Source organism: Nostoc sp. LEGE 12447, assembly GCF_015206985.1.
Classification (GTDB): Bacteria; Cyanobacteriota; Cyanobacteriia; order Cyanobacteriales; family Nostocaceae; genus Nostoc.
Genome location: NZ_JADEXT010000014.1, coordinates 48,654 through 73,786 on the forward strand (window position 1 = coordinate 48,654; position 25,133 = coordinate 73,786).

At 41.7% G+C, this 25,133-nt stretch carries 24 protein-coding genes and 1 pseudogene; 12 read left to right on the plus strand and 13 right to left on the minus strand.

Features of this window, described 5'->3' with window-relative positions; all coding sequences use genetic code 11:
- Positions 1-17 precede the first annotated feature (17 nt).
- Entirely contained in the window at positions 18-1,568 is a 1,551-nt protein-coding gene (locus IQ274_RS16275) for a metallophosphoesterase family protein (protein WP_194142870.1), read from the minus strand.
- A 198-nt stretch (positions 1,569-1,766) separates the two neighbouring features.
- A complete protein-coding gene (locus tag IQ274_RS16280; protein WP_194142871.1) occupies positions 1,767-2,738 on the minus strand; it encodes a YegS/Rv2252/BmrU family lipid kinase in 972 nt (323 codons plus the stop codon).
- A 192-nt stretch (positions 2,739-2,930) separates the two neighbouring features.
- On the opposite strand from IQ274_RS16280, the gene IQ274_RS16285 reads away from it, so the two are divergent.
- Positions 2,931-3,353, plus strand: coding sequence for a lysozyme inhibitor LprI family protein (locus IQ274_RS16285; RefSeq protein ID WP_194142872.1), 423 nt, complete (start codon positions 2,931-2,933; stop codon positions 3,351-3,353).
- 176 nt (positions 3,354-3,529) lie between these two features.
- Here the strand turns inward: IQ274_RS16285 and IQ274_RS16290 are convergent, their stop codons facing one another.
- Complete coding sequence (locus IQ274_RS16290) at positions 3,530-4,207, minus strand: response regulator transcription factor (RefSeq protein ID WP_012410149.1); 678 nt, start codon at positions 4,205-4,207, stop codon at positions 3,530-3,532.
- Positions 4,208-4,582: 375 nt separating this feature from the next.
- Between IQ274_RS16290 and IQ274_RS36560 the strand changes: the two genes are divergently transcribed.
- Entirely contained in the window at positions 4,583-4,768 is a 186-nt protein-coding gene (locus IQ274_RS36560; RefSeq protein WP_228058218.1) for a phycobilisome rod-core linker polypeptide, read from the plus strand.
- 512 nt (positions 4,769-5,280) lie between these two features.
- Positions 5,281-5,831 (plus strand): annotated as a pseudogene (locus tag IQ274_RS16300) (Uma2 family endonuclease).
- A 44-nt stretch (positions 5,832-5,875) separates the two neighbouring features.
- On the opposite strand, the gene IQ274_RS16305 reads toward IQ274_RS16300, so the two are convergent.
- Positions 5,876-6,442 carry a Uma2 family endonuclease gene (locus IQ274_RS16305; RefSeq protein WP_194142873.1) on the minus strand — a complete coding sequence of 189 codons (567 nt, stop codon included), beginning with the start codon at positions 6,440-6,442 and terminating at the stop codon, positions 5,876-5,878.
- Between the two features lie 106 nt (positions 6,443-6,548).
- Here IQ274_RS16305 and IQ274_RS16310 point away from each other — a divergent pair, with 106 nt between their 5' ends.
- From IQ274_RS16310 to glgA, 3 genes are all read left to right on the plus strand, one after another.
- Positions 6,549-8,813 (plus strand): PAS domain S-box protein, encoded by a 2,265-nt coding sequence (locus tag IQ274_RS16310; RefSeq protein WP_194142874.1) that lies wholly within the window; start codon positions 6,549-6,551, stop codon positions 8,811-8,813.
- A 143-nt stretch (positions 8,814-8,956) separates the two neighbouring features.
- Complete coding sequence (gene hemC / locus IQ274_RS16315; RefSeq protein WP_179074031.1) at positions 8,957-9,928, plus strand: hydroxymethylbilane synthase; 972 nt, start codon at positions 8,957-8,959, stop codon at positions 9,926-9,928.
- Positions 9,929-10,060: 132 nt separating this feature from the next.
- The gene (glgA, locus tag IQ274_RS16320; protein WP_163935250.1) at positions 10,061-11,500 is read left to right on the plus strand and encodes a glycogen synthase GlgA; all 1,440 of its coding nucleotides are present in this window, start codon (positions 10,061-10,063) and stop codon (positions 11,498-11,500) included.
- Positions 11,501-11,819: 319 nt separating this feature from the next.
- Here glgA and IQ274_RS16325 read toward each other — a convergent pair whose 3' ends face one another.
- Complete coding sequence (locus IQ274_RS16325; RefSeq protein WP_194142875.1) at positions 11,820-13,118, minus strand: HEAT repeat domain-containing protein; 1,299 nt, start codon at positions 13,116-13,118, stop codon at positions 11,820-11,822.
- Between the two features lie 281 nt (positions 13,119-13,399).
- Between IQ274_RS16325 and IQ274_RS16330 the strand changes: the two genes are divergently transcribed.
- The 3 genes from IQ274_RS16330 to IQ274_RS16340 all read left to right on the plus strand — a co-directional run bounded on the left by IQ274_RS16330 (position 13,400) and on the right by IQ274_RS16340 (position 15,831).
- Positions 13,400-14,200, plus strand: a complete 801-nt coding sequence (locus IQ274_RS16330) for a DUF1838 family protein (RefSeq protein WP_194142876.1) — start codon at positions 13,400-13,402, stop codon at positions 14,198-14,200.
- 453 nt (positions 14,201-14,653) lie between these two features.
- Entirely contained in the window at positions 14,654-14,893 is a 240-nt protein-coding gene (locus tag IQ274_RS16335) for a hypothetical protein (protein WP_163935259.1), read from the plus strand.
- 32 nt (positions 14,894-14,925) lie between these two features.
- Positions 14,926-15,831, plus strand: a complete 906-nt coding sequence (locus tag IQ274_RS16340) for a HEAT repeat domain-containing protein (RefSeq protein WP_194142877.1) — start codon at positions 14,926-14,928, stop codon at positions 15,829-15,831.
- A gap of 87 nt (positions 15,832-15,918) precedes the next feature.
- Here IQ274_RS16340 and IQ274_RS16345 read toward each other — a convergent pair whose 3' ends face one another.
- The 4 genes from IQ274_RS16345 to IQ274_RS16360 form a co-directional block, all read right to left on the minus strand.
- Entirely contained in the window at positions 15,919-16,527 is a 609-nt protein-coding gene (locus IQ274_RS16345; RefSeq protein ID WP_194142878.1) for a HEAT repeat domain-containing protein, read from the minus strand.
- Positions 16,528-16,758: 231 nt separating this feature from the next.
- Positions 16,759-17,253, minus strand: coding sequence for a bleomycin hydrolase (locus tag IQ274_RS16350; RefSeq protein ID WP_012410161.1), 495 nt, complete (start codon positions 17,251-17,253; stop codon positions 16,759-16,761).
- 86 nt (positions 17,254-17,339) lie between these two features.
- Entirely contained in the window at positions 17,340-17,897 is a 558-nt protein-coding gene (locus IQ274_RS16355; RefSeq protein WP_163935266.1) for a bleomycin hydrolase, read from the minus strand.
- A gap of 340 nt (positions 17,898-18,237) precedes the next feature.
- Positions 18,238-18,408: an NblA/ycf18 family protein gene (locus tag IQ274_RS16360; protein ID WP_012410163.1), complete on the minus strand. Its 171-nt coding sequence runs from the start codon at positions 18,406-18,408 to the stop codon at positions 18,238-18,240.
- Positions 18,409-18,707: 299 nt separating this feature from the next.
- Between IQ274_RS16360 and IQ274_RS16365 the strand changes: the two genes are divergently transcribed.
- From IQ274_RS16365 to IQ274_RS16375, 3 genes are all read left to right on the plus strand, one after another.
- The gene (locus tag IQ274_RS16365; protein WP_194142906.1) at positions 18,708-19,325 is read left to right on the plus strand and encodes a phycobiliprotein lyase; all 618 of its coding nucleotides are present in this window, start codon (positions 18,708-18,710) and stop codon (positions 19,323-19,325) included.
- Positions 19,322-19,867 carry a hypothetical protein gene (locus IQ274_RS16370; RefSeq protein WP_194142879.1) on the plus strand — a complete coding sequence of 182 codons (546 nt, stop codon included), beginning with the start codon at positions 19,322-19,324 and terminating at the stop codon, positions 19,865-19,867. The genes IQ274_RS16365 and IQ274_RS16370 overlap by 4 nt, the downstream gene beginning before the upstream one ends.
- A gap of 427 nt (positions 19,868-20,294) precedes the next feature.
- The gene (locus IQ274_RS16375) at positions 20,295-21,062 is read left to right on the plus strand and encodes a phycobilisome rod-core linker polypeptide (protein WP_163930099.1); all 768 of its coding nucleotides are present in this window, start codon (positions 20,295-20,297) and stop codon (positions 21,060-21,062) included.
- Positions 21,063-21,304: 242 nt separating this feature from the next.
- Here IQ274_RS16375 and IQ274_RS16380 read toward each other — a convergent pair whose 3' ends face one another.
- The 4 genes from IQ274_RS16380 to IQ274_RS16395 form a co-directional block, all read right to left on the minus strand.
- The gene (locus tag IQ274_RS16380; RefSeq protein WP_194142907.1) at positions 21,305-22,222 is read right to left on the minus strand and encodes an RluA family pseudouridine synthase; all 918 of its coding nucleotides are present in this window, start codon (positions 22,220-22,222) and stop codon (positions 21,305-21,307) included.
- A 418-nt stretch (positions 22,223-22,640) separates the two neighbouring features.
- Entirely contained in the window at positions 22,641-22,970 is a 330-nt protein-coding gene (locus IQ274_RS16385; RefSeq protein ID WP_194142880.1) for a DUF952 domain-containing protein, read from the minus strand.
- A complete protein-coding gene (locus tag IQ274_RS16390) occupies positions 22,967-23,416 on the minus strand; it encodes a KGK domain-containing protein (RefSeq protein WP_190963773.1) in 450 nt (149 codons plus the stop codon). Before IQ274_RS16390 ends, IQ274_RS16385 begins: the two co-directional genes overlap by 4 nt.
- 176 nt (positions 23,417-23,592) lie before the next feature.
- Positions 23,593-25,107 (minus strand): thioredoxin-like domain-containing protein, encoded by a 1,515-nt coding sequence (locus IQ274_RS16395; protein ID WP_194142881.1) that lies wholly within the window; start codon positions 25,105-25,107, stop codon positions 23,593-23,595.
- Between the last annotated feature and the right edge of the window lie 26 nt (positions 25,108-25,133).

Sequence of the window (25,133 nt, forward strand, 5' to 3'; positions counted from 1 at the left end):
CCCCCTCTTTTCCATCTTTAGATGATCAGTGGCTCAAGTTCACGATTATGCCATTGTCGCTGATGCCATTCGGCAACCAAAGGACGGACAATAAACTTAGGCTGCCCATCGCCTTTAACGTCAATGCGTAAACCTGAATAAGGTCGTCGCTTCTGAGAACCTTGACCGTTGCGACCAATGAAGAGATGCGATCGCGCCACTAATTTATTCTCCTCCATTAAATCTGCTCCCTCAATCCTTTGGCGGCGCAAACTAAACCCGCTACCACCACAAACAAGCCAGTGGATACCAGAATCAGCGTGTCCTGTATCCATTGTCTCAAGATGTTCTAAACAGTGGGCGTGACCGTTTAATACCAAATCAACCAAAGGACGACCCTGATTTAGAGAACCTATTTCTTTCGCTACTGCATCCAGCACACCACGAAAGCGATCGCGAATGATTAAAGTTTGTGCTTGTTCCCACTTTGTCGCCTCAGTTACATAAGGAGGATGATGGAAATAAATCACTCTTCCCCGAACTTCTGAATTATTCCAAGATTCAATTAATCTCTTTTTGAGCCAGTCTAGTTGTTCAATATCAGTCTGAATTGTTTTATTAGCAGCTAGTTGTTTCTCGATATCAACAATAATTTCTTCAATTTGTGACAGCTTGGCGTGGTAATCGTCTAATTGATCGGCTTCAATGGGGTTTTCAGGACGAAGCTTGGCCGAGGTTTCAATAATGTACTGCTTTTCTTGTTCTAAATCTTCACGGCGCTTTTCTAAGATTTTGCGATCGGCATCACCTTGTTTTGTTTTAGGTAGAGGTGGTGGATCGTTAAATGTATTAGAATCCAAGGCGAAGAAATCAATCCCGCCATAGCGAAAAGTGTAATAACGATTGGGAAGCCGGGTAAAATGCCCAGGTTCATACTTAAGACAAAGACCTGTATCTGTCTTACCTGTGTAGTGCTGATCTAAATGGCTGCTTAACTCTCCGGAAAGTTGCAACGCCTTCAGATAGTCTATAAATGCGTGTGCGTAGGCTTCACCGGTTCCTGAGCCATGCAAACCCACATCTAGGTCTAAGCGCGATCGCAACAGGCGACGGATGGGTAATGTTGTGAGAGAGGCCAAGCTCAATAAAATGGGCAAGTTATAATAATCGTGATTTCCCGGTACTGGTAAAATGGGCAGCTTAAAAATCATCTGATCATAAGCAATCCGCTTCGGATGCTCTCCGCCCAAGATAAACTCTCGGTAAGGCTCGATGAAGTTTTGCTGGTAGTATTCACTCGAACCCACTAAGTAAATTACATCCCCGGTATGCAGCATAAAACGGGATTCATCGTGATGAGGCAACATCAGTTCAGCTATCTGTCGTTGGGGATTGTGTCCCCGATGCTTACCAGAACCACTATCACCCACAACTAAAAATGAAAACTCAGGATTATCTTCTTGACCATCCTCCAACACCATGCGAGTTTGGTCGATGTTCCGTTCCACAATTAACGGATCTTGCCATCTGACTCGCTGATTCATTTTACGAATTTTGTTAGCGATCGCTGGATCTGATACAAGTTTCAATGCAACATACTCCTGAATCTTGAATTGCAGGGGGCAGGGGGGCAGGGGAGCAGGGGAGGCAGGGGAAGCAGGGGGGGACAAGGGGACAAAAGTTTAGAACTTACAACAAGTCTTTCCCCTTGTCCCCAGTTCTCCTTGTCCCCAAGTCCTCTTTCCCATTCCCCATTCCCCATTCCCCATTCCCCATTCCCAATTCCCTTACTCTTCTACCCTATCTTTCATCTCAATAGTCAAATTAGGGAGTCCTTCTAGTTTTTCGGTAGGCTCAACTTCTTCTACTAATGGCACAAAAATCTTCAATCCACCTGGTATACACTTAATTTCTACTGGTGTTGTGCCGACTATTTCACCATCTAAAACAACCTTTTGTGGTGGCTCAGTTGTAATTTTAAATTGTTTGGCTCGCAGAAAGCCAATATCATCCCGTTCTACGGCGTTACCTGTAGAAGCCGTTTGGAATAGATGGAATGTAGCAGCGATCGCTCCTGCTTTGTTGGCTGGAGCTACAATCGTTAAATCTAGTAAGCCATCATCATAAACCAAACCTGCTGGCCCCTGAGCTAAGACTGAAGTGGGAGGCGCGGCATTTGCGACTGTGACTGCACAGGCACTAGTTTTAATTATTCTGTCTTCTGTTTCAATTTCAACATCAAATTTATGTAAGTTTCTCAGTTGCTGAATTCCAGCGAAAACGTAGGCCATCATTCCAAAGCGATTTTTGGCATCTCGGTCTGCCAATTCTACAGTTTCAGCTTCAAAGCCAATACCTGCCAAGAGTACCATTGGGCGATCGTTGCAATAGGCTACGTCTACATGACGGGTTCCTCCCTGCAAAATTGTTTCACACGCACCTGCGATCGTGTCAGGAATTCCCAAAGCTGTAGCAAAAGCGTTTGCTGTTCCTCTGGAAATGATGCCAAATGAAATATCAGTACCCACTAAAGCCGCCGCCGCTGCTGAGAGAGTCCCATCTCCCCCCGAAGCAATGATTGTATCTACCCCTCGCTCTACGGCTGCATAAGCTAGTTGATCTGCATCAATTTCTTGAGTTGTGAGATGAATATCTAGATCAATATCTGGCTCTAATATTGCTCGAATTTCTGCCAGTTCTATATCTGGGTCTCCCTGACCCGCAACTGGATTAAAAATAAGACAGGCGGAACGATTCATAAAATATAAAAGCTAAACTTTAGATCACTAAAATACCAAATTCTTTCTAGCATTCTTGTGAAATTTTGCCTTCCTTCTGACGGCTGGTTTATCTTTTGTAACAAGTTTATAAGTCTTCGGCGTTGAAACATATCAATGCTGCACATTTTGGTATCTTTTGTCTATACTTGCCTAAACAATAAAATTTTTGTCATGCGTCAATTATTACTAGTTTTGGCAAGTATGCTAACTCTTAGCAGTTTAGATACCCCTTCAATGACAATGGCAGGCACAACGCCTGATTTAACCCAGATTCGCCTAGTTCAAAAATTTAACTGCAATAATCCTCAAACTCAAGCAGCAATTAATGAATGCGCGAAGTTATCTTATCAGAATGCAGATAAAAGACTGAACCGAGCTTATCAACAATTGCTACCTACCTTAGAAAAATCTAGGAAACAGAAATTGATTACTGCACAACTTGCATGGTTAAAGTTTCGAGATACCAATTGTGAGTTTGAAAGAAGTAAATATGAGGGAGGGAGTATTGCCCCTAGTATTTATGCTGGGTGTCTAGAAAATATCACAAAATTGCGTACCCAAGAATTACAAGAATATCTTAAATCTGACCCTTAAGTACCTTAAATAGAGTATTTCACAAATTCGTAGCGAAAAAAACTGAAACCTCTGCGAGCCTCTGTGCTACTCTGCGTTGAAAAAAATAATATTTTTAAACTCAGAGTCAAAGCAAACAAAGCAGAGTTTTTGCTAATAGCTGAAATCTTCTCAAGTGGTCTATATAATACAACATTTTATTCGAGTTGTTTAAGACGATAGCCAATACCATGAACTGTTTCAATAAAATCTTCAAAAGCTCCGGCTGCTTTGAGCTTCTGACGCAGGCTTCTGAGATGAACTTTCACAGCATGTTCTTCTGGAGGTGACTCTAGCGACCAAATATGTTCAATAATTACGCTGCGACTAAGGACACGACGACCATTTCGTAGCAATAACTCTAATATGCCGTACTCTTTTGGGGTTAAATGTAGCATATTTTTCCCATAACTCACTTCATAAGTGCTGGGGTTGAGGTGCAGATTGCCCCATTCCAAAATCGGTGGCGATGAAACGTTACCCCGACGAAGCAAGGCGCGAATTCGGGCAAATAGTTCTTGCAAATCCACTGGTTTAACGACATAATCATCAGCTCCCGCATCGAGTCCGGTAATTTTATCGCTAACGGTATCACGCGCAGTAAGCATGAGAACAGGCATACTGTAGCTGTGCGATCGCAGTCGATGGCATAAACTAATTCCATCTAGCTCTGGTAACATCACATCAAGCAGCAGCAAATCATAATCCAGCATTTTGGCTTGATTCCATCCAGCCTCACCATCTGTCACCACATCAACCATATAACGCTGGTCTGTAAGGGCTTCTGCTAAAGTCTCGGCAAGGCGTACATCATCTTCAACTAAGAGAATTCGCATAATTTTTTTTTAACCATACAACTTATGTTTAAAACTATCTGTGGACTCCCATTGAGAAAATATTGCAAAAAGTAACAATTTCTAGTTTTCGTTGCTTCTTTCCGATTTCTTTACCATTTCATGAGTGATTTCCTTACTTTTTATATGTAATTTTCTATTCTATGTAGGTTTTTAATAACCTCCTTTAGACGTTCCGAAAGAACTCTATGTTTAGCCAGGAGATTTTCAGAAAATGACTTTTGGGCAAAGTTCACATTTAGGTGTCAGCCTGTTTGAAGACAATCACTCAACTGGAGGAGTACCTGGTTATTCAGCAGAAGAACTTGAGGTTATTATCAGGCTTATATATAGACAGGTTTAGGAAATACGTATGTGATGGAAAACGAACGGCTCACTGTGCCTGAGTCACAGTTTAAGCGGAGCGAAATCAGCATCCGTAAATTTCTCCGTCTGGTAGCAAAGTCAGAGTTATATACTTCCCGGTTTTTCAGCAATTGTCCTCGTTATCGGGCAATTGAGTTGAACTTTAGGCATTTGCTCGGTCGCGCTCCACTTAACTGAAAAAGGCTGAATAGACGATTAAGCGTTTATTTACGCCTTTGTGCGAGCTAAAAAAATGCTTTATGCAAGAAATCTATTTATCCAAAAATCGATGTAACTAATTGCATTCATCTCAAATTATTTGAAGCAAAACAATGTTGCCGCCACAAGCACATAAAAAGCTCCAATGTTGGATAAGAAGCCGTCATTTAATATGTTCCGGTCACTTTTTTATATTTGAAACTATAGACTATTCTTGCGTTGATAGATTTACTGACTGTATAGCCGCTCTAGGAGGAACATTAATTTCTGTTGAGCCGATTGACAAAATTTGGATGGGCGACCATCGACAGGTTCTTCTTTATCGTGTCAAAGCCAGTTTGTTTACACCTTGTCATCAGTTAAGGCAATACTGGTTTAAGTATGGTGGTTTGTACACTAGATTTGATAAAAATTGTTAATTTGCTTTGATTTATAGCGACTTATATAATTACGTTAATACGTATGTTATTAGGTAATAAAAAATTGTCTCTATGACCGTAACTCCAGTTAAGTGGACAATAGATGAATATCACCAGATGATTGCGGCAGGTATACTAGATGATCGGCGTCTAGAACTACTAAAGGGAGAAATAGTAGAAATGCCACCGAAAGGAGAACCTCATGCCTACTTCAGCAGTGAAGCTGAGGAGTATCTGATTCAACTTTTAGACAATCGTGCCACAGTTCGCCCTAGTAAACCGATTACCCTTCCTAACAATTCTGAACCTGAGCCTGATATTGCTGTTGTACAAAGATTGAGACGTGAATATTTAGAACATCATCCCTATCCTGAAAATATCTTTTGGTTGATCAAATATTCAGATTCCAGCTTAGATAAGGACTTACAAATAAAAACTAAAGTCTATGCTGAAGTAGAAATTCCTGAGTATTGGGTAGTTAATCTTAGAAAGCGACAACTTATAATATTTAGATATCCTCAAGATGGAGATTATGCTTCAAAAACCACATTAACTGGAGGTACAATTTACCCACAAGCATTTCAGATTTGGCTATATCAGTAAGTTTAATTGTGAGTATTTAGAACTAGAAACCGATTATTTAGCGGTAATTCTAATATATATATTCTCACTCTGCTTTCATCTTTAACCATCCAAATACTTGTTCTACTGTCAACTCTAAATCAACACCATCTAGAACAGTCAATCTATCTTCTCTATGACAAAATTCTGGTTGTTGATGTGGTTTAAATATGAGAACTGAGCGATCATCAGGATCGATTAACCATCCTAGCTGACAACCATATTTTAGGCAGTGTAAAATATTATTGGTAACTCGATTAGAACTTTGATCTGGAGAAAGAATTTCAATTGTCCAGTTTGGAGCAATTAACACATCATCTACAGGTTCTCCGTTATCGTCAAACTCAATTTGTTGCCAACGAATAACCGCTACATCTGGAACAATTGAGCGACCACCAAAAGTACAACGCAACTCTGGAAAAGCATAAGCGATTTGCTTTTTCTCTGTGACTTCATTAATCCCATTAATCAACTTACCCTGAAGTCGGGAGTGGCGAGTTTTCGGCATTGGTTTTTGGATAATCTCACCATCAATATAAATACTTGCAGGCTTTGTTTCTGGTAATTTCAAAAATTCTTCTAGGGTTAGGGATGCAGATTTTGCAACACTCATGATTTCTGCCACTCCGAAAGTCCTACATCCAGTTTATCAACGTTCGGAACTAATGGATGAGCAGAAAACAGTAAACTAAATCAGATGCCTGTAATTTTTCTTATCCATGCCCGATTTTAGTATTATCAATCTCGCTCCAATCGGTGTTGGCTTTAGCATTATTGCATTAGGGATAATTTACTATTTTCTCAACCTAGAAGTAACTAGAAGGCAACGAGCAGAAGTGATCCTGCGGCAACAAACTGAGCGGGAACGGTTGGTAAACCAGATTGCTCAACATATTCGTGAGTCTTTGGAGTTAGAGGAGGTTCTGACTACCACAGTTTCAGAAGTGCGCGAGTTTCTTCAAGCAGATCGGGTGTTAATTTATCGCCTTTGGGAAGATGGGACGGGTAGCGCAATTACTGAAACAGTTTTACCTGAATATACAAGAATTTTAGGAGAAACCTTTCCAGAAGAAGTGTTTCCGAGAGAATATCACCAAGCGTATTCATTGGGGAAAACCCGCGCGATCGCTAATGTTGAACAAGCTGATGTCGAATCATGTCTGGCAGACTTCGTGAAACAATTTGGTGTCAAAGCCAAGTTAGTAGTGCCAATTCTCCAAGAGAATCGGGAAGCAGATAAACAACGCGATCGCAAAACTCCTGCTTCTTCCCCTTATCTTTGGGGCTTATTGATTGCTCATCAGTGCGATCGCACCCGCGTATGGGAATCTTGGGAAATTGAATTGATGAAGCAACTTGCAACCCAGGTGGCGATCGCTATTCAACAATCAGAACTTTACAAGCAGCTACAAACACTCAATGCTGAATTAGAACACCGCGTTCAACAACGGACTCAAGAGTTAGCCAAAGCTAATGTCTCTCTCAGAGCAGAAATAGCTGAACGTCAACGCACCCAAGCAGCATTGCAAGCTTTGATTACTGCCTCTCCTCGCGCTATTTTCACACTTGATTTAGAAGGGAATGTGAAAATCTGGAATCCGGCTGCTGAACGGATGTTTGGCTGGACAGAGGCGGAGGTAATCGACCATCCTAACCCAATTTTTTTAGACGATCAATTAGAAGAATACAACACTCTGCAAGAAAGTATATTACAAGGAACAACTTATACCAGAGTGGAATTGCGCCGCTTTAAAAAAGATGGCACTGCGATCGATATAGTTTTCTCTGCTGCTCCCTTGCATGATAGTGACGATAGTATCAACGGTATGGTGGCAGTGATTGCTGATATCACACACCAAAAGCAGCAGGAAGAACAGGTAAGGTTGCTGCAATCTGTGGTTGTAAATACAAATGATGCTGTAGTGATCACTGAGGCTCAACCTGTTGGCGAACCGGGGCCAAATATTATCTATGTTAATGAAGCATTTACCCGAATCACAGGTTACAGCCTGCAAGAAGTTTTAGGTAAAACGCCCCGTATCCTTCAAGGAGCAAAAACAAGTCGGGCGGAACTAGATAAAGTTTGGACTGCTCTTTCTCGTTGGGAAACAGTTACCGTTCAGGTAATTAACTACCGCAAAGACGGCTCGGAATTCTGGAATGAATTTAGCATTGTCCCCGTAGCCGATCAAAATGGCTGGTATACCCACTGGATATCAGTACAACGTGACATTACAGGGCGCAAGCGGTTAGATGAAATTCGGATGGCGCTAGAGCGAGAGAGAGAACTTAGTGTGCTGAAAACACGTTTTTTCTCAATGGCATCTCACGAGTTTCGTACACCTCTAAGTACTGCCTTAGTAGCGGCTCAATTGCTAGAAAGCTGTCAGGATGAATGGGATAACTCTTCTAAGCGACTGAGAAACTTGCAGAGAATTCAACTCTCTGTCAAAAATATGGTTCAAATATTAGATGATATTTTAACCATTAACCGAGCCGAAACTGGAAAACTAGAATTTAATCCTAAACTCCTAGATTTAGAAGAATTTTGCAGTGATTTTGTCGAAGAAATGCGCCTAAGTACTGGTGAGAGGCACACACTTAGCTTTGTTTGCCAAGGAAAAGCTGTTCCTGCCTCAGTAGATGAAAGGTTGTTGCGTTCTATTCTCTCTAATTTACTGCTGAATGCGATTAAATATTCTCCTGAAGGGGGGAATGTTCATCTTAGTCTGGAGTTTAAATCAGATACGGTGATTCTCCAGGTGAAAGATCGGGGTATTGGGATTCCGTTAGCGGATCAAAAGCAGCTGTTTGAGCCGTTTCATCGTGGCAAAAATGTCAAAAGCATTCCTGGTACTGGATTAGGATTGGTAGTGGTGAAAAAGTGTGTGGACTTACACCAGGGTCATATTAACATCACTAGTGAAATAGGAATTGGTACAACTTGTGCGATCGCTCTTCCACTAAAAGATAAGTCTAATTAGTATTGTTCGAGATTCCTCAAACCAGCTTTTGGTAAAGAATTGTAATCCAAAATCCAAAATCTAAAACCCAAAATTCTTATGAGTCCCTGACTACGGTAGTCTAGATGAGAGTGAATTTATCGCCTTGTTTGATATATTGTTTTATGACTTCAGTTGTTTCTAGTCCCCCACGCACTATTCGGATCGGTTCACGCAAAAGCCAACTTGCTCTAGTTCAAACCTATTGGGTACAAGAGCAACTCCAAAAAAGCTTTCCTGATATCACTTTTGAAGTCCACACCATGTCTACCCAAGGCGACAAAATCCTTGATGTAGCATTAGCTAAGATTGGCGATAAAGGACTTTTTACTAAAGAACTTGAAGTTGGAATGCTCAATCAAGAGATTGACTTTGCGGTTCATTCCCTCAAGGATTTGCCGACTAACTTACCAGAAGGATTGACACTGGCAGCAATTACTGAACGGGAAAATCCAGCCGATGCCTTAGTTGTGCATGAAAAGCACAAAGATAAACAAATCGATACTTTACCCGAAGGTGCAGTAATTGGGACATCTTCGCTGCGGCGGTTAGCACAGTTACGCCACCACTTCCCCCACTTTACTTTTAAAGATGTGCGGGGAAATTTGATTACACGATTGGCAAAACTGGATGCAGGCGAATACGATGCCTTAATTTTGGCAGCCGCAGGATTAGAAAGATTAGGAATGAGCGATCGCGTTCATCAAATTATCCCCAAAGAAATCTCTCTCCACGCCGTTGGACAAGGTGCATTAGGGATAGAATGTCGTGCTGATGATAGTGAATTGCTAACTCTACTCAAAGCCATCGAACATCCTGCAACACGCGATCGCTGTCTTGCCGAACGTTCTTTTCTACGCTCTTTAGAAGGCGGATGTCAAGTACCTATTGGTGTAAATACAGAAATATCTGGTGAGAATTTGACCTTAACAGGCATAGTTGCCAGTATAGATGGTCAAAAGTTGGTAAAAGATACCGTCACTGGAATTGCCAACAATGCCGAAGCGTTAGGCATAGAACTAGCAGAGTTATTACGGCAACAGGGAGCGCAAGAAATTTTATCAGAAATTTTTGCGGTCATTCAACGCGGTTCCTAAGCAATTGGGCAAGCCGATGTGATTAGATAAGAATTGATCGTCGTTGTACCAAAGACGCGACAAATTGCGTTGGTCACGATCATCAAGTTAATTTGACAATTTATAGACAGAATCGGGGAAGCAAAAATTACCATGCGGATTCTATTTGTTGCAGCAGAAGCAGCACCCATTGCGAAAGTAGGAGGAATGGGTGATGTTGTTGGGGCATTACCCAAATTTCTGAGAGAAATGGGGCATGATGTGCGAATATTCTTGCCTTACTATGGCTTCCTGCCAGACAAAATGGAAATTCCCAAAGAACCCATCTGGCGGGGGTCTGCCATGTTCCAGGAATTTGCTGTTTATGAAAGCGTTCTGCCTGGTACTGATGTTCCCTTGTACTTATTTGGACATCCCGTCTTCCTACCTCGCCGCATTTATTCTGGAGATGATGAAGACTGGCGGTTCACTTTCTTTTCCAATGGTGCAGCCGAGTTTGCCTGGAATTACTGGAAACCAGAAATTATCCATTGTCATGACTGGCATACGGGGATGATTCCGGTGTGGATGCACCAAGATCCAGATATCACCACAGTCTTTACCATTCATAACCTGGCTTATCAAGGGCCCTGGCGTTGGTATTTAGAAAAAATTACTTGGTGTCCTTGGTATATGCAAGGACACAACACAATGGCCGCAGCAGTACAATTTGCCAATAAGGTAAATACAGTTTCGCCCACTTATGCCGAGCAAATCAAGACAGCCGCTTATGGTGAAACATTAGAAGGTTTGCTGTCCTTTATTAGCGGTAAGTTATCTGGGATTATCAACGGGATTGATACCGAAGTTTATAATCCCGAAAATGACAAATATATTGCCCAAACCTTCACTGCTGATACTTTAGATAAACGCAAAGCCAACAAAATTGCTTTGCAAGAAGAAGTAGGATTAGAAGTCAACTCCAAAGCCTTTTTAATTGGGATTGTTACCCGATTAGTGGAACAAAAAGGCATTGATTTGATATTGCAAATCCTCGATCGCTTTCTATCTTATACAGATGCACAGTTTGTTTTGTTGGGAACAGGCGATCGCTACTATGAAACTCAGATGTGGCAATTAGCATCCCGTTTTCCCGGACGCATGGCAACTTACTTACTGTATAACGATGCCCTGTCCCGTCGGATCTACGCCGGTACTGACGCTTTCTTAATGCCTAGTCGTTTTGAACCATGCGGTATTAGCCAAATGATGTCTTTGCGCTACGGTTCTGTACCTATTGTTCGCCGCACAGGTGGATTAGTTGACACCGTAAGCCATCACGACCCCGAAAATGCCGCAGGTACTGGTTATTGCTTTGACCGCTATGAACCGCTAGACCTTTTCACTTGTATGATCCGAGCTTGGGAAGGCTTCCGTTTCAAACCGCAATGGCAAGAACTACAAAAACGGGGCATGAATGAAGATTTTAGTTGGTATAAATCTGCTAAAGAGTACGTCAAGTTGTACAGGTCAATTTATGGTTTGCCAGAAGAAGAGGAGACAGCAAAACCAGAGTTAGTGTTAAACGAAGCAGTTACCACTAGTAAATCCTAAACTGGCAGGGGCGTACATTTCTGCGTCCCTAGCATTTATGACTAGTGAGTTCCACGAACCTCTCCCTACCTTGAACTAAAGTTCAAGTCTGTCCCTCTCCGACTCGGAGCTACGGTGTACACACAAGTCTTATAAAGTTGTCTAACAGTGTTTCGATCCCCCCTAACCCCCCTTAAAAAGGGGGGAAATTTCTTCAAGTCCCCCTTTTTAAGGGGGATTTAGGGGGATCAGATGATTTGTGTGTACACGGTAGCCGACTCGGAGAGGGAAGGTTTTACTTAGTAAAGCCAGGGAGAGGTCTTTTCATTCAGCTAATTAGTTAGACAATATAAGCCGTCGAATTCATATATTGATTACTCGTCGCTTTCGCTCTAATTAACCAGTCACCATCATTAGCGCAAATTTGCCGACCAGAGGAATATCCTAAGCGGTCTAGCGCCAATAAACAAGCATATTTTAAATCCCAAATAGGGGTATTGAGACAAATTTTGATTTCAGGAATTGCTCGTGCATCACCCAATTCACCAAGAGCGATCGCACACGCCGCACGAGATTTCTGAAACTGAGGTTCGCGGTTGTGCAGGTTTTCTATTAACAAATCGTAGGCGGGAGCATATTTCAGCCAACCGAAAAGTTTCATGACATGATAATGAGCGCCATAATCGTTATATGCTTTATCCCCATAAGTTGTTAAAAGTGCTTGAGGTGCTTCTTGGGGATAGATATCTAGTAAAGTTTTTGTCGCCAAATAGCAGCGTCCAAAATCAGTTTCGTAGAGTTCATTAATGACAAAATCTAATACAGGGATCGCATCATACTCATGTACTAAATCAAGGTCGTTAGGATGATCGTAAAGTACTTTTTCTAAGTAAGGTTGAATTTCTGTAAAGGTAATTTCACCACTGGGAACGCCTGCATCCAAAAGCATTCGCAATCCTCGCAAGCGAAACACCAAAGATACAGGACAACGAGCAATTTCTGGGATGGCTTTGTAGTAGCGTGCATCAATCAAGTCTTGAATGCAACCGCGCCGTGAATTGACGCTAGAACTTTGCAGCAGCGCCATCACCTCAGTGATTTGGGAGTAGTCACCGCTAAAACGACAAACTGTAGCGATCGCAGCACTACGCGTAGGTTCGTCTTTAGCTTGAGTAAATTTATTTACACGTTCTAGAGATGGCTGATAGTCAGCATTCGCTAAAGTGTGAATAATAACTCGATAAATTTGACCCGGTTTATCCAGTAGTTGTGCCACTTCTTCAAGAATTTCTGGATCTTTAGTCCCGATTTCTCCGATCGCCCACACAGTATTTTCAACAGTATAAATATCATCATCTTTAAGACACTGCCGAATTACAGGTAAAGCTGATTCAGCCTGCAATCGCCCCAGGCTTTCCACAGCCTTGCGTCGGACAATACGATGGTCTAACTCATCAGGATTACTATTTTCAATCGCTCGTACCAAAGCCGCGATCGACTGTTCAGTGGGATAATTAATCAGATGGGAAACAGCAATATACTTATCAGAAGCGTCTTCGAGTTGTTCTAATGGTGTATCGATAATTGCGATCGCTTGTTCTTCTGTTAGCCCAAACATTTTAAAAAAACGTTTATCCATTGATCTATAAATGGCTAGTGGATAATTGCTCAGAGTTCATGTTTACTATCGTACTAGGGACTGGGGACTGCAAAATTTTTTTGTGTAAGCTCTGTTAGATGAACGTTGCTATGTCTAGCGACAAACCGCTTTGCATCTTCGTAGTCATTTTAAAATGATAAGAGTCCTATAAGACTCATATTTAATTTTTGCGAAGTTACGTACAACAAAAAAGTCTTTTTTCCCGTTGCCTATTGCCTTTTAAGCCAAATTAGTTCACAAATAAAAGCGGATGCTTATATATGAATGATTATTCAGATGATTATGAATTTAATAACCTCGATTTTTACAGAAAAAATCATGGGTTACAGCTTTATTACAACTGGTCTGGGGAAATTTGGTGGCAAGAAACACCAGACAAGCCAAAAGAAAAATTGTTTTCTATTATTGGGATGAATGCTACCAAAGTATTTCTCAAACCCGATCCTGAACATGGCGAAGTCGGGTATCGCATCAATAGAGAGTTGGGTTTATTTTGCGATCCAGATACTCAAGAAATTCTGCACTTTTGGAAGTCACCAACAGCAAGTCAACCAGTACCAGTAGTTCACATTGCTAACCGCATTGTCCAAGGTTCAGTCAAACCAAAGAAATTTGTTATACCCAAAGGCAAGGGATATATTACCTCGGTTATGGAAATCCCTTTAGAATACCCACATCCTTTAGCAGGAGATAGTAAATATTTAGATTATTGCCCTGGAGAAAAGTTTAAGGGAGTTGAATACTTTATATCAAATACCTGCCGACCTAATGCCACTGAAGTCCCGCCGGCAAAATGGGCGAGAGACTGTCCTTGGTTGCCCTGGATGAAGTTAGGTTATGCTCATCCAGCTAAATTAAGATTTGAAACAACAATATTTAGAGTAGATTCTTTTGAGCAGCTTCATCCTAGCTTGGTCGAGTTGGTGAGGGAAAAGGTACCAATTTATGAATTCACACCAACAGAAAGTGATGAACCTAATGTGACGAGCATTCAATACTTTAAGAAAAATTTTGAATCCTACTTGCGAGGAGATATTTTTCCACTAGAGGAAACATCTTAAAATAATTGGGAATGGGGAATGGGGAATGGGAATTGTGCGATCGTAAATAGACATTGCTGTAGGGGCACAGCATTGCTCATTGGTGTCAACTTAAGCCCTGGCAAATGGAATTCACGGCTATACAGGCAAAGTTCGCCTCCTCGGACTAAAGTCTAATTAAGGTTTTGAAACCCACGAAGGTGGGTTTTGTTTGTGTAGAAGCGGTTTCTAACCGCCCGTTTCGCGTTAAGTTGACTTTTGAAGATTTCTATCAAAAAGCTTTACCAGTGGTAACGCGATCTGAGAAGATCGGAATATATGCATTTGTCAGCGACTAGTTGAGTTACCTCTTGCCAATCGTGCAATTTCATGTATCTGCTAAGTGCTGATCTTTAGCAAGTAACCAAATATAAACGATAGTCGAACACTAACTACACATCATTCATATAAACACGCATTTAGGAAACAAAAGTTATGGATGAAACCTCAGAATTCACAACAACCGATAACATAACTCCTCAAGATGTCGCGGAAGTGATTGCAGAACTTGAGCTATATCGGGAACGTCTAGTTCAAGAAACTACAGAAACAGCAAAACGAGCGAAGTTGATGAGAGTTAATGTTATGGCACAACTGGAGCCTGAACTTGCCAAAATTGATTCTGCTCTCCAGGAACTGCGTAATCAGCAAGCTGCTCTGAGCGTCAATAACTAGTAATCATCTTGATAATTTAGCTAGAAGTCATAATGCTCGACTCCAAAACTCAATCCGGGGAGGATTCGTTACATCTTTCCCAGGCAGAAACCGATGCAATACTAGCAGCAGTGAATGAGCAATTAGGCTTAAACTCCTTCAACCCTGACGATCAAGAGCTACTCAAGAAGATGATTGAGAGTATGGGAGACTCACGGGGGATGGTTAGGTTGAGTTTTGCAGAGGCGCTGGGTAAAGTTGGTAAACCAGCGACCCCTTTGTTAATGGAAGCTGTGGCAAATCACCCCAACCCAGTTGTCCGCAGAGCCAGCGCCAAAACCCTGACACTGATTGCCGATCCGATCGCAGTTCCCACCTTGGTTAATGCCCTCCTAAATGATGAAGATACAGTGGTCAAAACTTCGGCCGTGGGAGGGCTTGCCAAAATTGGTGAGGCAGCTGTGCCAGCATTGCTAAAAATCTTAGCGTCAACAGAGTATCCAGAAAGTGCTAAAGGACATGCTGTGTGGGCGCTGGGATTTATTGGAGCAGAGGCGAAGGAGCATTTATATCGAGAAATTAACTCAGACTCGGCCGATGTTCGCGCTGCGGTGGTGGGTGCGATCGCTAAAATTGCTGAAGAAGTTACTGAAGAAGGAGCATTTCACATTCTAGTGAACGCTCTCACCGATTCATCTCTAATGGTGCGGTGTGAAGCGGCATCTGCTTTGGGTAGTCTGGCTTATCAACCCGCGATTCCTAATCTAGTTGAGTTACTGCATCATCCCGATTGGGAAACCCGAAAAGCGGCGGCTCTAGCATTAATGAAAATTGGCGATCGCACTGCTTTAGAACCCCTACAAGCCGCATTAACCCAAGAACAGGAAGCAGGAGTTCAGGCGGTGATCGAGTTGGCGATTTCTCAAATTGAGAGACAGTTAGAGGAAAATGCTTGGTAATGACCAGTACTTTTGACCAATTTGCTTATAGCAGTCTACTGGCTGAAGTTGCTCCAAGATAATTTAGACAGAAGAAGAGTGCGATCGCTATCCTCTTTTATAATTAATCACCTGATCTAATCGGGGCAAAGCACTCACTGCTGATTCACGAACATACGGATCGGCAGATTCATCATTAGTTAATGCTGTCAACACTTCCACTCCCCGCATATCACCCATCGAACCCAGTGCATTAACAATCGCCACAGCCAGCGCAACATTATCTATTGTTTTTAGAGCTTCAGCCAAAATATCAAAGGCAGGAGAACCAATTTCACCCAGTGCCATTACTGACGCAATATAGACAACGGCATTTTGATCGTTGAGCGCTGTCTTCAATCCCTCTAACCCCTCAACCGGGAAAGGAACATCTGGATGGTTAGCAGCAACCTGTGCCAGAGCCTTAGCACAACTACCCCGAATGGTTGCATTCTCGCTATTTACTAATGAATCTACCAATGATGGGACAGCATCTGTACCAATAGCACCAAGTGCCTTAACAGCAGCACGACGGTAAGTCACATCTTCTTCATCCAAAATACCCATCAAGCGAGAAATCGTATTTTCATCACGAACATCAGCCAGTTCCCACATGGCTCGTTCTCGCAGATTAGGGTTGGGGTGTTTTAACTGTTCAAATAATGAATCTATTGTCATAAAATAAAATTTTTCCGTTGAAATCCCCCAAGTTCGATCATGAATTACGAATTACGTTAGCGCAGCGTTAGCGACGCAGGAGCGTCATTACGAACTACGAATTAAAAATTAGTAACAACTGAGGGACTCTTGATCAATCACTCAACCAGATACAGGCAAAGCAACAGATTGAGAGTCCCTGAGTTTTAGAGTATGACGATCGCTCGTCTACGTCTAGTCAAATCCTATTACTTATGAAAGGGAGTTGATTACGTAGTCGAGAAGAGCGCGGAACTCACCTAATGCTTGAGGAGACAAGTCACGAGGAGAACAAGCGCGATCGCGAGTGTAAGTCAACGCAGTAACGTAGGGAGCAGTAGGTAGACCCAAAGAGCGGTAAACTTCACGAGCGCCTGCAATACCCCACTCATCCAGAGGGCCAGTACCGCCCACAACTAAGCTGTAGTTGATCAAGCGTAGGTAGTGCTTGATGTCGCGGAAGCACTTGTCTTTTTTAACTTGAGTGTCGCCAGCTTCACCTTCTTGGGTCAAGTAAGGATATTTCTTAAAAGCAGCATCATAAGCTTCTTTAGCGACTGCATCAATACCAGCAGCCAACTTTTCAGCAGCTTCTAAACGAGCGCTAGCGCGTTGAATGCTACCTTGAACGGATTCTAGATCAGAGGTGGTTGGAAAACGACCTGCTGCATCAGCAGATCCAATAACCGTAGTGATAACTGATTTCATTGCTTTTTATACTCCAGATTAGATGTGATCGGGTTTTGTATTTCAGTTGGCTTGACTAATAGGCTTAAGACATTAGCGATTAGCAATTAGCTCAGAGCAGAAATAACGCGATCGAAGTAGCTAGCAGCTTCAGCAGCTAGAGCAGAGCAGTCGCCTTGAGGAGTGTCAATCTTGCGGAATCTTTTGCCAGCGTTAGCTTCAGTATTGGTGTTGGTGATGTGAGCAACGCTGATAGCCTTCAGGATTTGGAAAGCACGTACAGAAGATCCAGTAGGTACGCCCAAAGCTGTGTAGGTTTCTTTCAGACCGTTCAAAGCGCGATCGTCTAATACAGAAGAATCGCCAGCCAATAATGCATAAGTTACATAGCGCAGAACGATTTCAGCATCACGTAGGCAAGCAGCCATCCGGCGAGTGGGGTACAAGTTACCACCAGCTTGAAGCAAACCTGTGTTTTCACAAGCAATACCAGCAATGGCATCAGAAACTGCACAGCTAGCGTTGCTGGCGATCGCATTCACAGCATCAAGGCGCTTGTTGCCTTCAGCAATGAAAGACTTAAGGGCTGCTAAGTCAGCACCACCGATAGGAGCGGTTTTGGCATCAGCCGCAATTACAGCTCTGGAAAAAGCATCAAGAACCATGAGTTCTCCTTAATATTCACAAATGGCGGATATTATTTCTGGCGTGTTCTCGATCAGAATTAACTGCGAGTAGCCAAACAAAAACATAGGGGATCAATAGTGCCCTAGTCTTTACTATGAGAGAGAAAGTAATAATCTGTAATATTTAATTTGGGTATTGGGAGAGGCACAGGGTGCAAGGAGAAGAATTAAAAATTACTTCTTTCCCTTCTTTTCCCTCTGCCGCCTGTTCCATTACTCTCTGCCTCTTCCAATGCCTAAAAAATTAAGACTTACGCATTTAAACGGAACTTTGCCACTGCGTAAGTCTTAAGGAAAGGATATTCTTTTTTTTACTTTATCAAGCTTGTTTTAGTAAATGTTTGACCAAATTATCTTTTACCATCATCTGCCGTAAAACTTCTAACAAAAATTCTTGAGCTTCTTGTTGGCTCAAACTCTTTACCTGATCTTTCAAGTTTTGTAAGCGAAATTGTTGCTCTAATGTTAATTCGACTGGGAAATCCATCATTCACTCCTCTGATTGACTGAATCGAAGGTATCTGTTGTTACTAGTAATGTGAAGACGATCGCTTTCAACTATTTTAGCACTCAGATATTAAACTGTCTACATTGTCAAGCTATAAAGAATAGTCATTATAAAAATTTACAATTGTGTAACAACATCTCTATCTAACCCTTTGTAGGGAGTTTCTTGAAGCTGATCGCTAATAGCTGTAATGTTTAGAATGTTTATATACCAATAACTGTAAAAAGAAAAAACACGTATAACATCATCCGCAGGAGTCATAAGTAGGAGTCAGAAGATTGATAGACGCAATGGAATTTTTTCAGCTAAGTGCTGGTAAGTGGCGATCGCAACGAGCAACTCATCATCTGGCGTTCAAGCGCTCAGAGACGGGAGAATCGGATATACAAGTAGAAACTCTGGAAGCCAATCATCCAGAAATCATTGAACTGTGCCAGTATCACGAAATTGACCCCAGCCTTTCAGTAGGAGGGTCACGTGTGCGTTGGCTAGGCACAATGGCTTGGGATAGAGAGAACGAAGAGAACCATCAGGGGAAAACTATATTTGCGATCGTGCCTGATAAGGATAACCCCAGGGCTGGCAAATTACTGCGCGAAAGAGGCTATGCCGAAATTGTGCCTGTAGTCGGTCTTTTTCACATGGATGATGAAGATGGACTAGTGTTGACAACCGAATACGAAACAATGAGTTCCATTGAGAGGTTCTGGTTTGCCAGCCCAAATATGCGACTGCGAACCAGTACAGTAAAACGGTTTGGTGGCTTCAGTACGGCATCGTTTTGTACTGAAAGCCGCATCGAAAGTTCTGTTGAGGTTTCCGGCACAGAACAGATAACAGAAAGACTTGAGCAGGATATTCTAGAAAAAAAACAGTTTTATTCAGTTCTGGGTTGGTGAATTATCTCAAGCAAAGTGATGCTTTTACTCGTGGGCAAGATTATCTGCATCGGGTGCAGAGACTTGCCCTAGAGCCGGGGATGGTGGATGTGTTCGATAACCTGCGCGATCGCATCCCCATTTGTACTTGGATTGGCGAAAATATTAACACCGTAAACGCTCAGATCAACGCCTACTTAGAGGTTTGTCATGAGTGCTTTCATCCGCAAGAGCGTCGCCACATCCAAATTTTTGCAGTCCCCATAGCTCAATCTTTTGGTATAGACGGGCTGTGCAACATTCTCACAAATCCAATCACTATTCTGGTAGATGTCGGTCGAGTTGCACCTAAAGACTGGTTTGGTGTAGTCGTCCATGAATATGCCCATGCCCATCTAGGAGACTTTGGTCACAATCAGCAGTTTGCTAGCATCCTATCTCATCTATGTTTAGGACTGGGATTAGAACCACCCTACTGGCAGGAAGGAATGGAAGCAACTTTGCGTAGCTGGCCTTACTGTAAGTCAACCATAGATCCTCTGGAATTTTGGATAGGTCGTTGAAGGGGGCAGGAGGCAGGGGGGCAGGGGAGCAGGGGAGTAGGGGAGGCACTGGAAGAAAAACTATTAATTATTGTCTAATGTCTAATGCCCAATGCCCAATTTCCAATCTTCTATTAATTTCTTTTGCTAAATGTTAAATTTTATTGCTTCGGTTAAAAAAAGTGAAACTCAATCTTCTAATCTGAAATATGTGAATAAAATTTTTTAGTCATTTACAGTAACTATTAAGCTGGAAGTTGCACTACTTTTTTTATTGATTAGCTATGGGTTGAATCCAGTGTGCTAATCGTTTTTCATACCCAATACTTAAAATCACCCTTAGTTAAGTTTCGTGAAATTTTATCAGAATCTGAGGTTCTGATACAACTACTCCCTTAATATGTGATTTAAAGTTGTTAACTTTAATTAAGAACATGGAGGCTTTAGAATGGCAATTCCTCTGTTAGAATATGAACCTTCAAGTCAAAACCAGCGTGTCGCTGGATATGAAGTACCGGGTGATGAACAGCCCAGGATTTTTACTACAGACAATATCCTGTCTCCATCAGATTTAGGCGATCTGATCGAAGCAGCATATCGTCAACTTTTCTTTTATGCTTTTGCTGCCGATCGCGAAACATATTTAGAGTCTCAACTCCGTAATGGACAAATTACAGTACGGGACTTTGTTCGTGGATTGGTGCTTTCCAATACCTTTAAGAAAAGCTTTTACGACCTCAACAATAATTATCGCTTTGTTGAGCAAGTAATTCAGCGCGTTCTAGGACGTGACCCATACAACGAGCGGGAAAAAATCGCTTGGTCAATTGTGGTCGCTACCAAGGGTATTGTAGGCTTTGTTGATGAAGTTCTCAACACTGAAGAGTACCTGAGCAATTTTGGATATTCCACAGTGCCCTATCAGCGCCGTCGGATACTGCCATCTCAATCTACAGGTGAGTTGCCATTTAACATCAAATCTCCGCGATACGAAGATTACCACCGTGCCAAACTGGGTTTCCCCCAAATCATTTGGCAGGTCGAAGTACGCAGATTCCTTCCACAAGAGCAAAAGCCAAAAGCTGGCGATCCAGCTCTATTCTTGAATATGGCACAAAGTGTCAATGCAACTGGCAATACGCCACAAAGAATCTCGTCATTCAACATCGATATCGAAAAGTCTGTACCTTATCGCCAGTTAGCTGGAATTAAGTAACAATTTTTGGTCGGCGGCTGTCTAGTACATCGCTTTGATCATTTTATAGCGTGCATGAGTCTTGGGTTATGTAGGAGTTTCATTTAGGTATAACTAGTGAAACAGACTCTATCCCATGTCTGATGCACGCTAGTTGTTAATGGGAATGGGGCATTGGGCATTGGGCATTGGGCATTGGGGTATGGTTTTTTGTTAATGCCCAATGTCTTTAAAAATAGCGTTATTTTTAGACGTGGGATGAGCTAAAGTGTAGTCCGTCTTTTTAGCATCTCCAAAAGTTTTGTAAATTGGGTGGGAGGGGTAGCTGTCACCTCAATCATCTCGCCGGATAGGGGATGCTGTAATCTTAGCCGCCAAGCGTGTAGTGCTTGACCGGACAAATTTACGCCCACTGAGTGACCAGAACTATAAACTGGATCGCCGACAATGGGATGACCCATTTTGGCGCTATGGACACGAATTTGATGGGTGCGTCCAGTCTCTAGTTGGAAGCGGATTAAAGTGAAATTACCAAGGCGTTCTAATACTTGCCAATGAGTGACAGCAGATCGTCCGCCTTCTTCAATAGGCATAATAGCCATTTTTTTACGGTCTTGTGGATGGCGACCAATGGGTAAGTCAATTGTGCCACTCTCAACTTTTGGCGCACCATAAACCACGCCCAAGTATTCTCTGCGTGCAGTTTTAGCTTTGAGTTGAGCTTGTAGGTGATGATGGGCAACTTCTGTTTTTGCGATCGCGATCGCTCCCGTTGTATCCTTATCCAATCGATGCACAATTCCCGGACGTTGGACTCCGCCAATCCCTGGTAAATTGGGACAGTGAGCCAATAAAGCATTTACCAGTGTGCCATCTGGATGACCGGGTGCGGGATGGACAACTAAGCCTGCGGGTTTGTTGAGAATAAGTAATTGGTCATCTTCGTAGAGGATATCTAAAGGGATATCTTCTGCTAGCAGTTCTAGGGGTTGTGCTTCTGGTATTTCTAGAGTGATGCGATCGCCTAGTTTGACATTGATCTTCTTAGAAGTGCAAACTTTATCATTAAGTTGGACGTTACCCTGTTCGATTAACTGCTGGATGCGCGAACGGGATAAATCTGGTAATTCTTGTGAAAGGAAACGGTCTATGCGATCGCCTTTAGTGTCGGTGCAGTGTATCGTATTACTGGAGGGAAGTATGCTAGGTGCTACATCCTCTATATGAGAAGACAAGCGTTCGCTATTTTCTTGGATTTGTAAATTAAATTCGGTCACAATTGCTCTGGATTATTAATTCCCCGTTCTTTAAGTAAAGCGCGGAATCTCTTTATTTGGGTGGTTAGAAACCTAGTCTACACAAGCAAAGCCGACAGAGGTGGGTTTCAAAACCTTAATTTTGACTTAAATTTTGTTTGTATAGGGGTAAATTCTATTCACCCTAGCTGTCTTGTATTTGTTCTCTTAACCATTGTCGAAATGATCTAAGTGCTGAACTTGTTCCTGTGGTTCGTGCCATTTCCACAAACCTTAAATTCTCTCCATCTCTCCTCCGTGTTCTCCGCGCCTCTGCGGTTCGTTATCCTAAATCTATAACTTCTTACGGCAACTCAAACAAACCATCTTCCCCAGCTTCAAAATCAACCACTTGATACACAGCATCAACATTTAACTCACCATAAATGTGAGGAAATAATTCGCCGATTTCAGCCTCTTCATAACGAATTTCAGCTTGTACTTTCTCAGAATCAATCAAAAGTATTACCAATTCTTTTTGATTATTAAAAAATCTCTTTGCAACTTTGAGTATTTGCGTTGCTTTTGAACAATGTATAAAACCTTCACTTTCTAACGAATCAGCGCGATAGCTACCGAGTATTTTCGCGTCTTCCCATTGTTGGCGTTTGGTAATGTGGAGGATAGTATTCATGTTGCTTGTATCATTTTACGAAGATCATCTAAAGGTGATTCAGTTTTATTAGGATTATCAGGATAAAATTCTAACACTACAGTAATATTCAGTTTGCCATTTTCTTTACCAAATTTATGTTGTATACATGGAGAAATAATTTCTGTAGATACTTTTATTATTAGTTTCCCTGATTGCCAGTCTGTAGAGCCAACTTTGAAAACTCGACAGTTTATACCTTTACTAGAAGATTGCCATGTGATATCTTCAGATTGGAAACTGTCCTCGTTTATGCACAACTTGTGAAAACTTCCTGAAATAGTGCTATTAGCATTATCTAATGTTGTATTAAATTTTTCTATAAAATTTTGAGATATCAACTCTTTAAATCTGCTAACAATATATGTATCTTTATTAAATAATAGAACATCAGCATCAAAATCTAATAGTTGGTATGTCTTGTTCATATTAATCACAGTAGTCAATTTAAATTAGGAAGTAGCAGTATTATACTTTAAATTAATTAGCTATTTTAATCGGTAATTGTTAATATTAATCTAGTGATAATACTGATATTAAAGCCGCTAAAAACTCAAGCAGAGGCGTAGAGTTTTTCTTTGTGCCTTTGCGTCATATTATCATTCTATAAATTTGGCGGAATACAAATATCCGGCGCACATAACCCAAAAAACTCTAGTGTTGTCACCTCAAAGGTATTCAAATCTAGACGGCGGATAGCATGATTATTAGTATCAGCAATATATAGATATGAACTGCTAGCACTCAATCCCGAAGGTTCAAAAAATCGGCTATTCTTACCTTGTCCATCTTGTAAACCCGCAATACCATCTCCTAAGACTGTTTGACAATTGCCGCTAGGACTAACTAATTTAATTTTGTGATTATAGGTATCTGCAATCCATATAAAATTCTGAGCAAATTCCACTCCTAAACAGTGTTGTAAACGGACATCTTCACCTTGTCCATCAACGTCACCAAAACCAAATAGACCCCCACTACCGCAAACGGTTCGCACTTGATACGGTTCGACAATTCCAACACCACGAATTGAACTAACTTCACTGTCAGCGATATATAATTCTTTTCCATCGGTGCTAATACCACTGGGTTGAGCAAAGGCAGATTCAGTAAGTGAACCATCAACGCAAGCTTCTGCACCAGTACCAGCATAAGTTTTAATCATGCTAGTTTCTAAATCCATTTCCCAGATTTGATGTGGCCCAGCCATTGCAATAAATAAGGTATTTCCCACTTTCACTAAATCCCAAGGGGAATTGAGCGCAGTTTCTAAACCAACACCGCCATGAGGATGAATATTCCGGCTTTGTTCACCAGTTCCTGCGATCGCACTTACAACTTGACGCTTCAAATCAACTCGGCGCAGGGTATGATTTTCTGTATCAGCAACATAAAGAATTTGATTTTCTGCATCATAAGCCATTCCCTGTGGTGCAAAAAACTGCGCTTCGTTAAAAGCACCATCGGTTAAGCCAGATTTTCCAGTACCAATCAAATACAGAATTTCGCCGTCGAAGCTACTCATAACCACGCGATGATGTCCAGAGTCAGCGATGAACAAACCCGCTTGGGTAGCTAAAACTTTACCAGGAAAAGCTAGGGGAGTAATTAATGGCTGGCGCTGTTTCTCTAATATCAAACTAAGTTCTTGAAAATTAATTGTGCCTTTATCTTGGTGTTGCTGAATTAATTTTTGAATCAACTCGTCTAAAGTGTCATGGTTTGCTTCACCAGAAATCTGGCTAATCACGTAACCTTCTGGATCAATAATTATTAAAGTAGGCCAAGCACGTACAGCATATTCTTCCCAAAGTCGAAAATTGCTGTCAACTATAACTGGGTGTTCAACGTCGTAGCGCAGGATAGCTTGGCGAATATTTTCTGTTTCTTTTTCATTGTCAAATTTGGCAGAATGGACACCAACAATGGTAAGGCTATCTTTATATTTCTGTTCTAAATATTTCAGGTTTGGCAGAATATGCAGACAATTTATACAGCAGTATGTCCAAAAGTCTAAAATTATGACTCTACCCTTGAGTTGTTTAAGAGACAAGGGTTTGTCAGTATTGAACCAAGAGTAATTTTGTGGTAATTCTGGCGCTCTAACACGGGGAAGCATAGTAATTCGTAATTTAACGTGGCTGT

Excerpts from the sequence above, each read along its gene's own strand:
- IQ274_RS16280 (WP_194142871.1), bottom strand. The coding sequence starts at position 2,738 with ATGAATCGTTCCGCCTGTCTTATTTTTAATCCAGTTGCGGGTCAGGGA.
- IQ274_RS16285 (WP_194142872.1), top strand. The coding sequence starts at position 2,931 with ATGCGTCAATTATTACTAGTTTTGGCAAGTATGCTAACTCTTAGCAGT.
- IQ274_RS16290 (WP_012410149.1), bottom strand. The coding sequence starts at position 4,207 with ATGCGAATTCTCTTAGTTGAAGATGATGTACGCCTTGCCGAGACTTTA.
- IQ274_RS36560 (WP_228058218.1), top strand. The coding sequence starts at position 4,583 with ATGGAAAACGAACGGCTCACTGTGCCTGAGTCACAGTTTAAGCGGAGC.
- IQ274_RS16305 (WP_194142873.1), bottom strand. The coding sequence starts at position 6,442 with ATGAGTGTTGCAAAATCTGCATCCCTAACCCTAGAAGAATTTTTGAAA.
- IQ274_RS16310 (WP_194142874.1), top strand. The coding sequence starts at position 6,549 with ATGCCCGATTTTAGTATTATCAATCTCGCTCCAATCGGTGTTGGCTTT.
- hemC (WP_179074031.1), top strand. The coding sequence starts at position 8,957 with ATGACTTCAGTTGTTTCTAGTCCCCCACGCACTATTCGGATCGGTTCA.
- glgA (WP_163935250.1), top strand. The coding sequence starts at position 10,061 with ATGCGGATTCTATTTGTTGCAGCAGAAGCAGCACCCATTGCGAAAGTA.
- IQ274_RS16325 (WP_194142875.1), bottom strand. The coding sequence starts at position 13,118 with ATGGATAAACGTTTTTTTAAAATGTTTGGGCTAACAGAAGAACAAGCG.
- IQ274_RS16330 (WP_194142876.1), top strand. The coding sequence starts at position 13,400 with ATGAATGATTATTCAGATGATTATGAATTTAATAACCTCGATTTTTAC.
- IQ274_RS16335 (WP_163935259.1), top strand. The coding sequence starts at position 14,654 with ATGGATGAAACCTCAGAATTCACAACAACCGATAACATAACTCCTCAA.
- IQ274_RS16340 (WP_194142877.1), top strand. The coding sequence starts at position 14,926 with ATGCTCGACTCCAAAACTCAATCCGGGGAGGATTCGTTACATCTTTCC.
- IQ274_RS16345 (WP_194142878.1), bottom strand. The coding sequence starts at position 16,527 with ATGACAATAGATTCATTATTTGAACAGTTAAAACACCCCAACCCTAAT.
- IQ274_RS16350 (WP_012410161.1), bottom strand. The coding sequence starts at position 17,253 with ATGAAATCAGTTATCACTACGGTTATTGGATCTGCTGATGCAGCAGGT.
- IQ274_RS16355 (WP_163935266.1), bottom strand. The coding sequence starts at position 17,897 with ATGGTTCTTGATGCTTTTTCCAGAGCTGTAATTGCGGCTGATGCCAAA.
- IQ274_RS16360 (WP_012410163.1), bottom strand. The coding sequence starts at position 18,408 with ATGATGGATTTCCCAGTCGAATTAACATTAGAGCAACAATTTCGCTTA.
- IQ274_RS16375 (WP_163930099.1), top strand. The coding sequence starts at position 20,295 with ATGGCAATTCCTCTGTTAGAATATGAACCTTCAAGTCAAAACCAGCGT.
- IQ274_RS16385 (WP_194142880.1), bottom strand. The coding sequence starts at position 22,970 with ATGAATACTATCCTCCACATTACCAAACGCCAACAATGGGAAGACGCG.
- IQ274_RS16390 (WP_190963773.1), bottom strand. The coding sequence starts at position 23,416 with ATGAACAAGACATACCAACTATTAGATTTTGATGCTGATGTTCTATTA.
- IQ274_RS16395 (WP_194142881.1), bottom strand. The coding sequence starts at position 25,107 with ATGCTTCCCCGTGTTAGAGCGCCAGAATTACCACAAAATTACTCTTGG.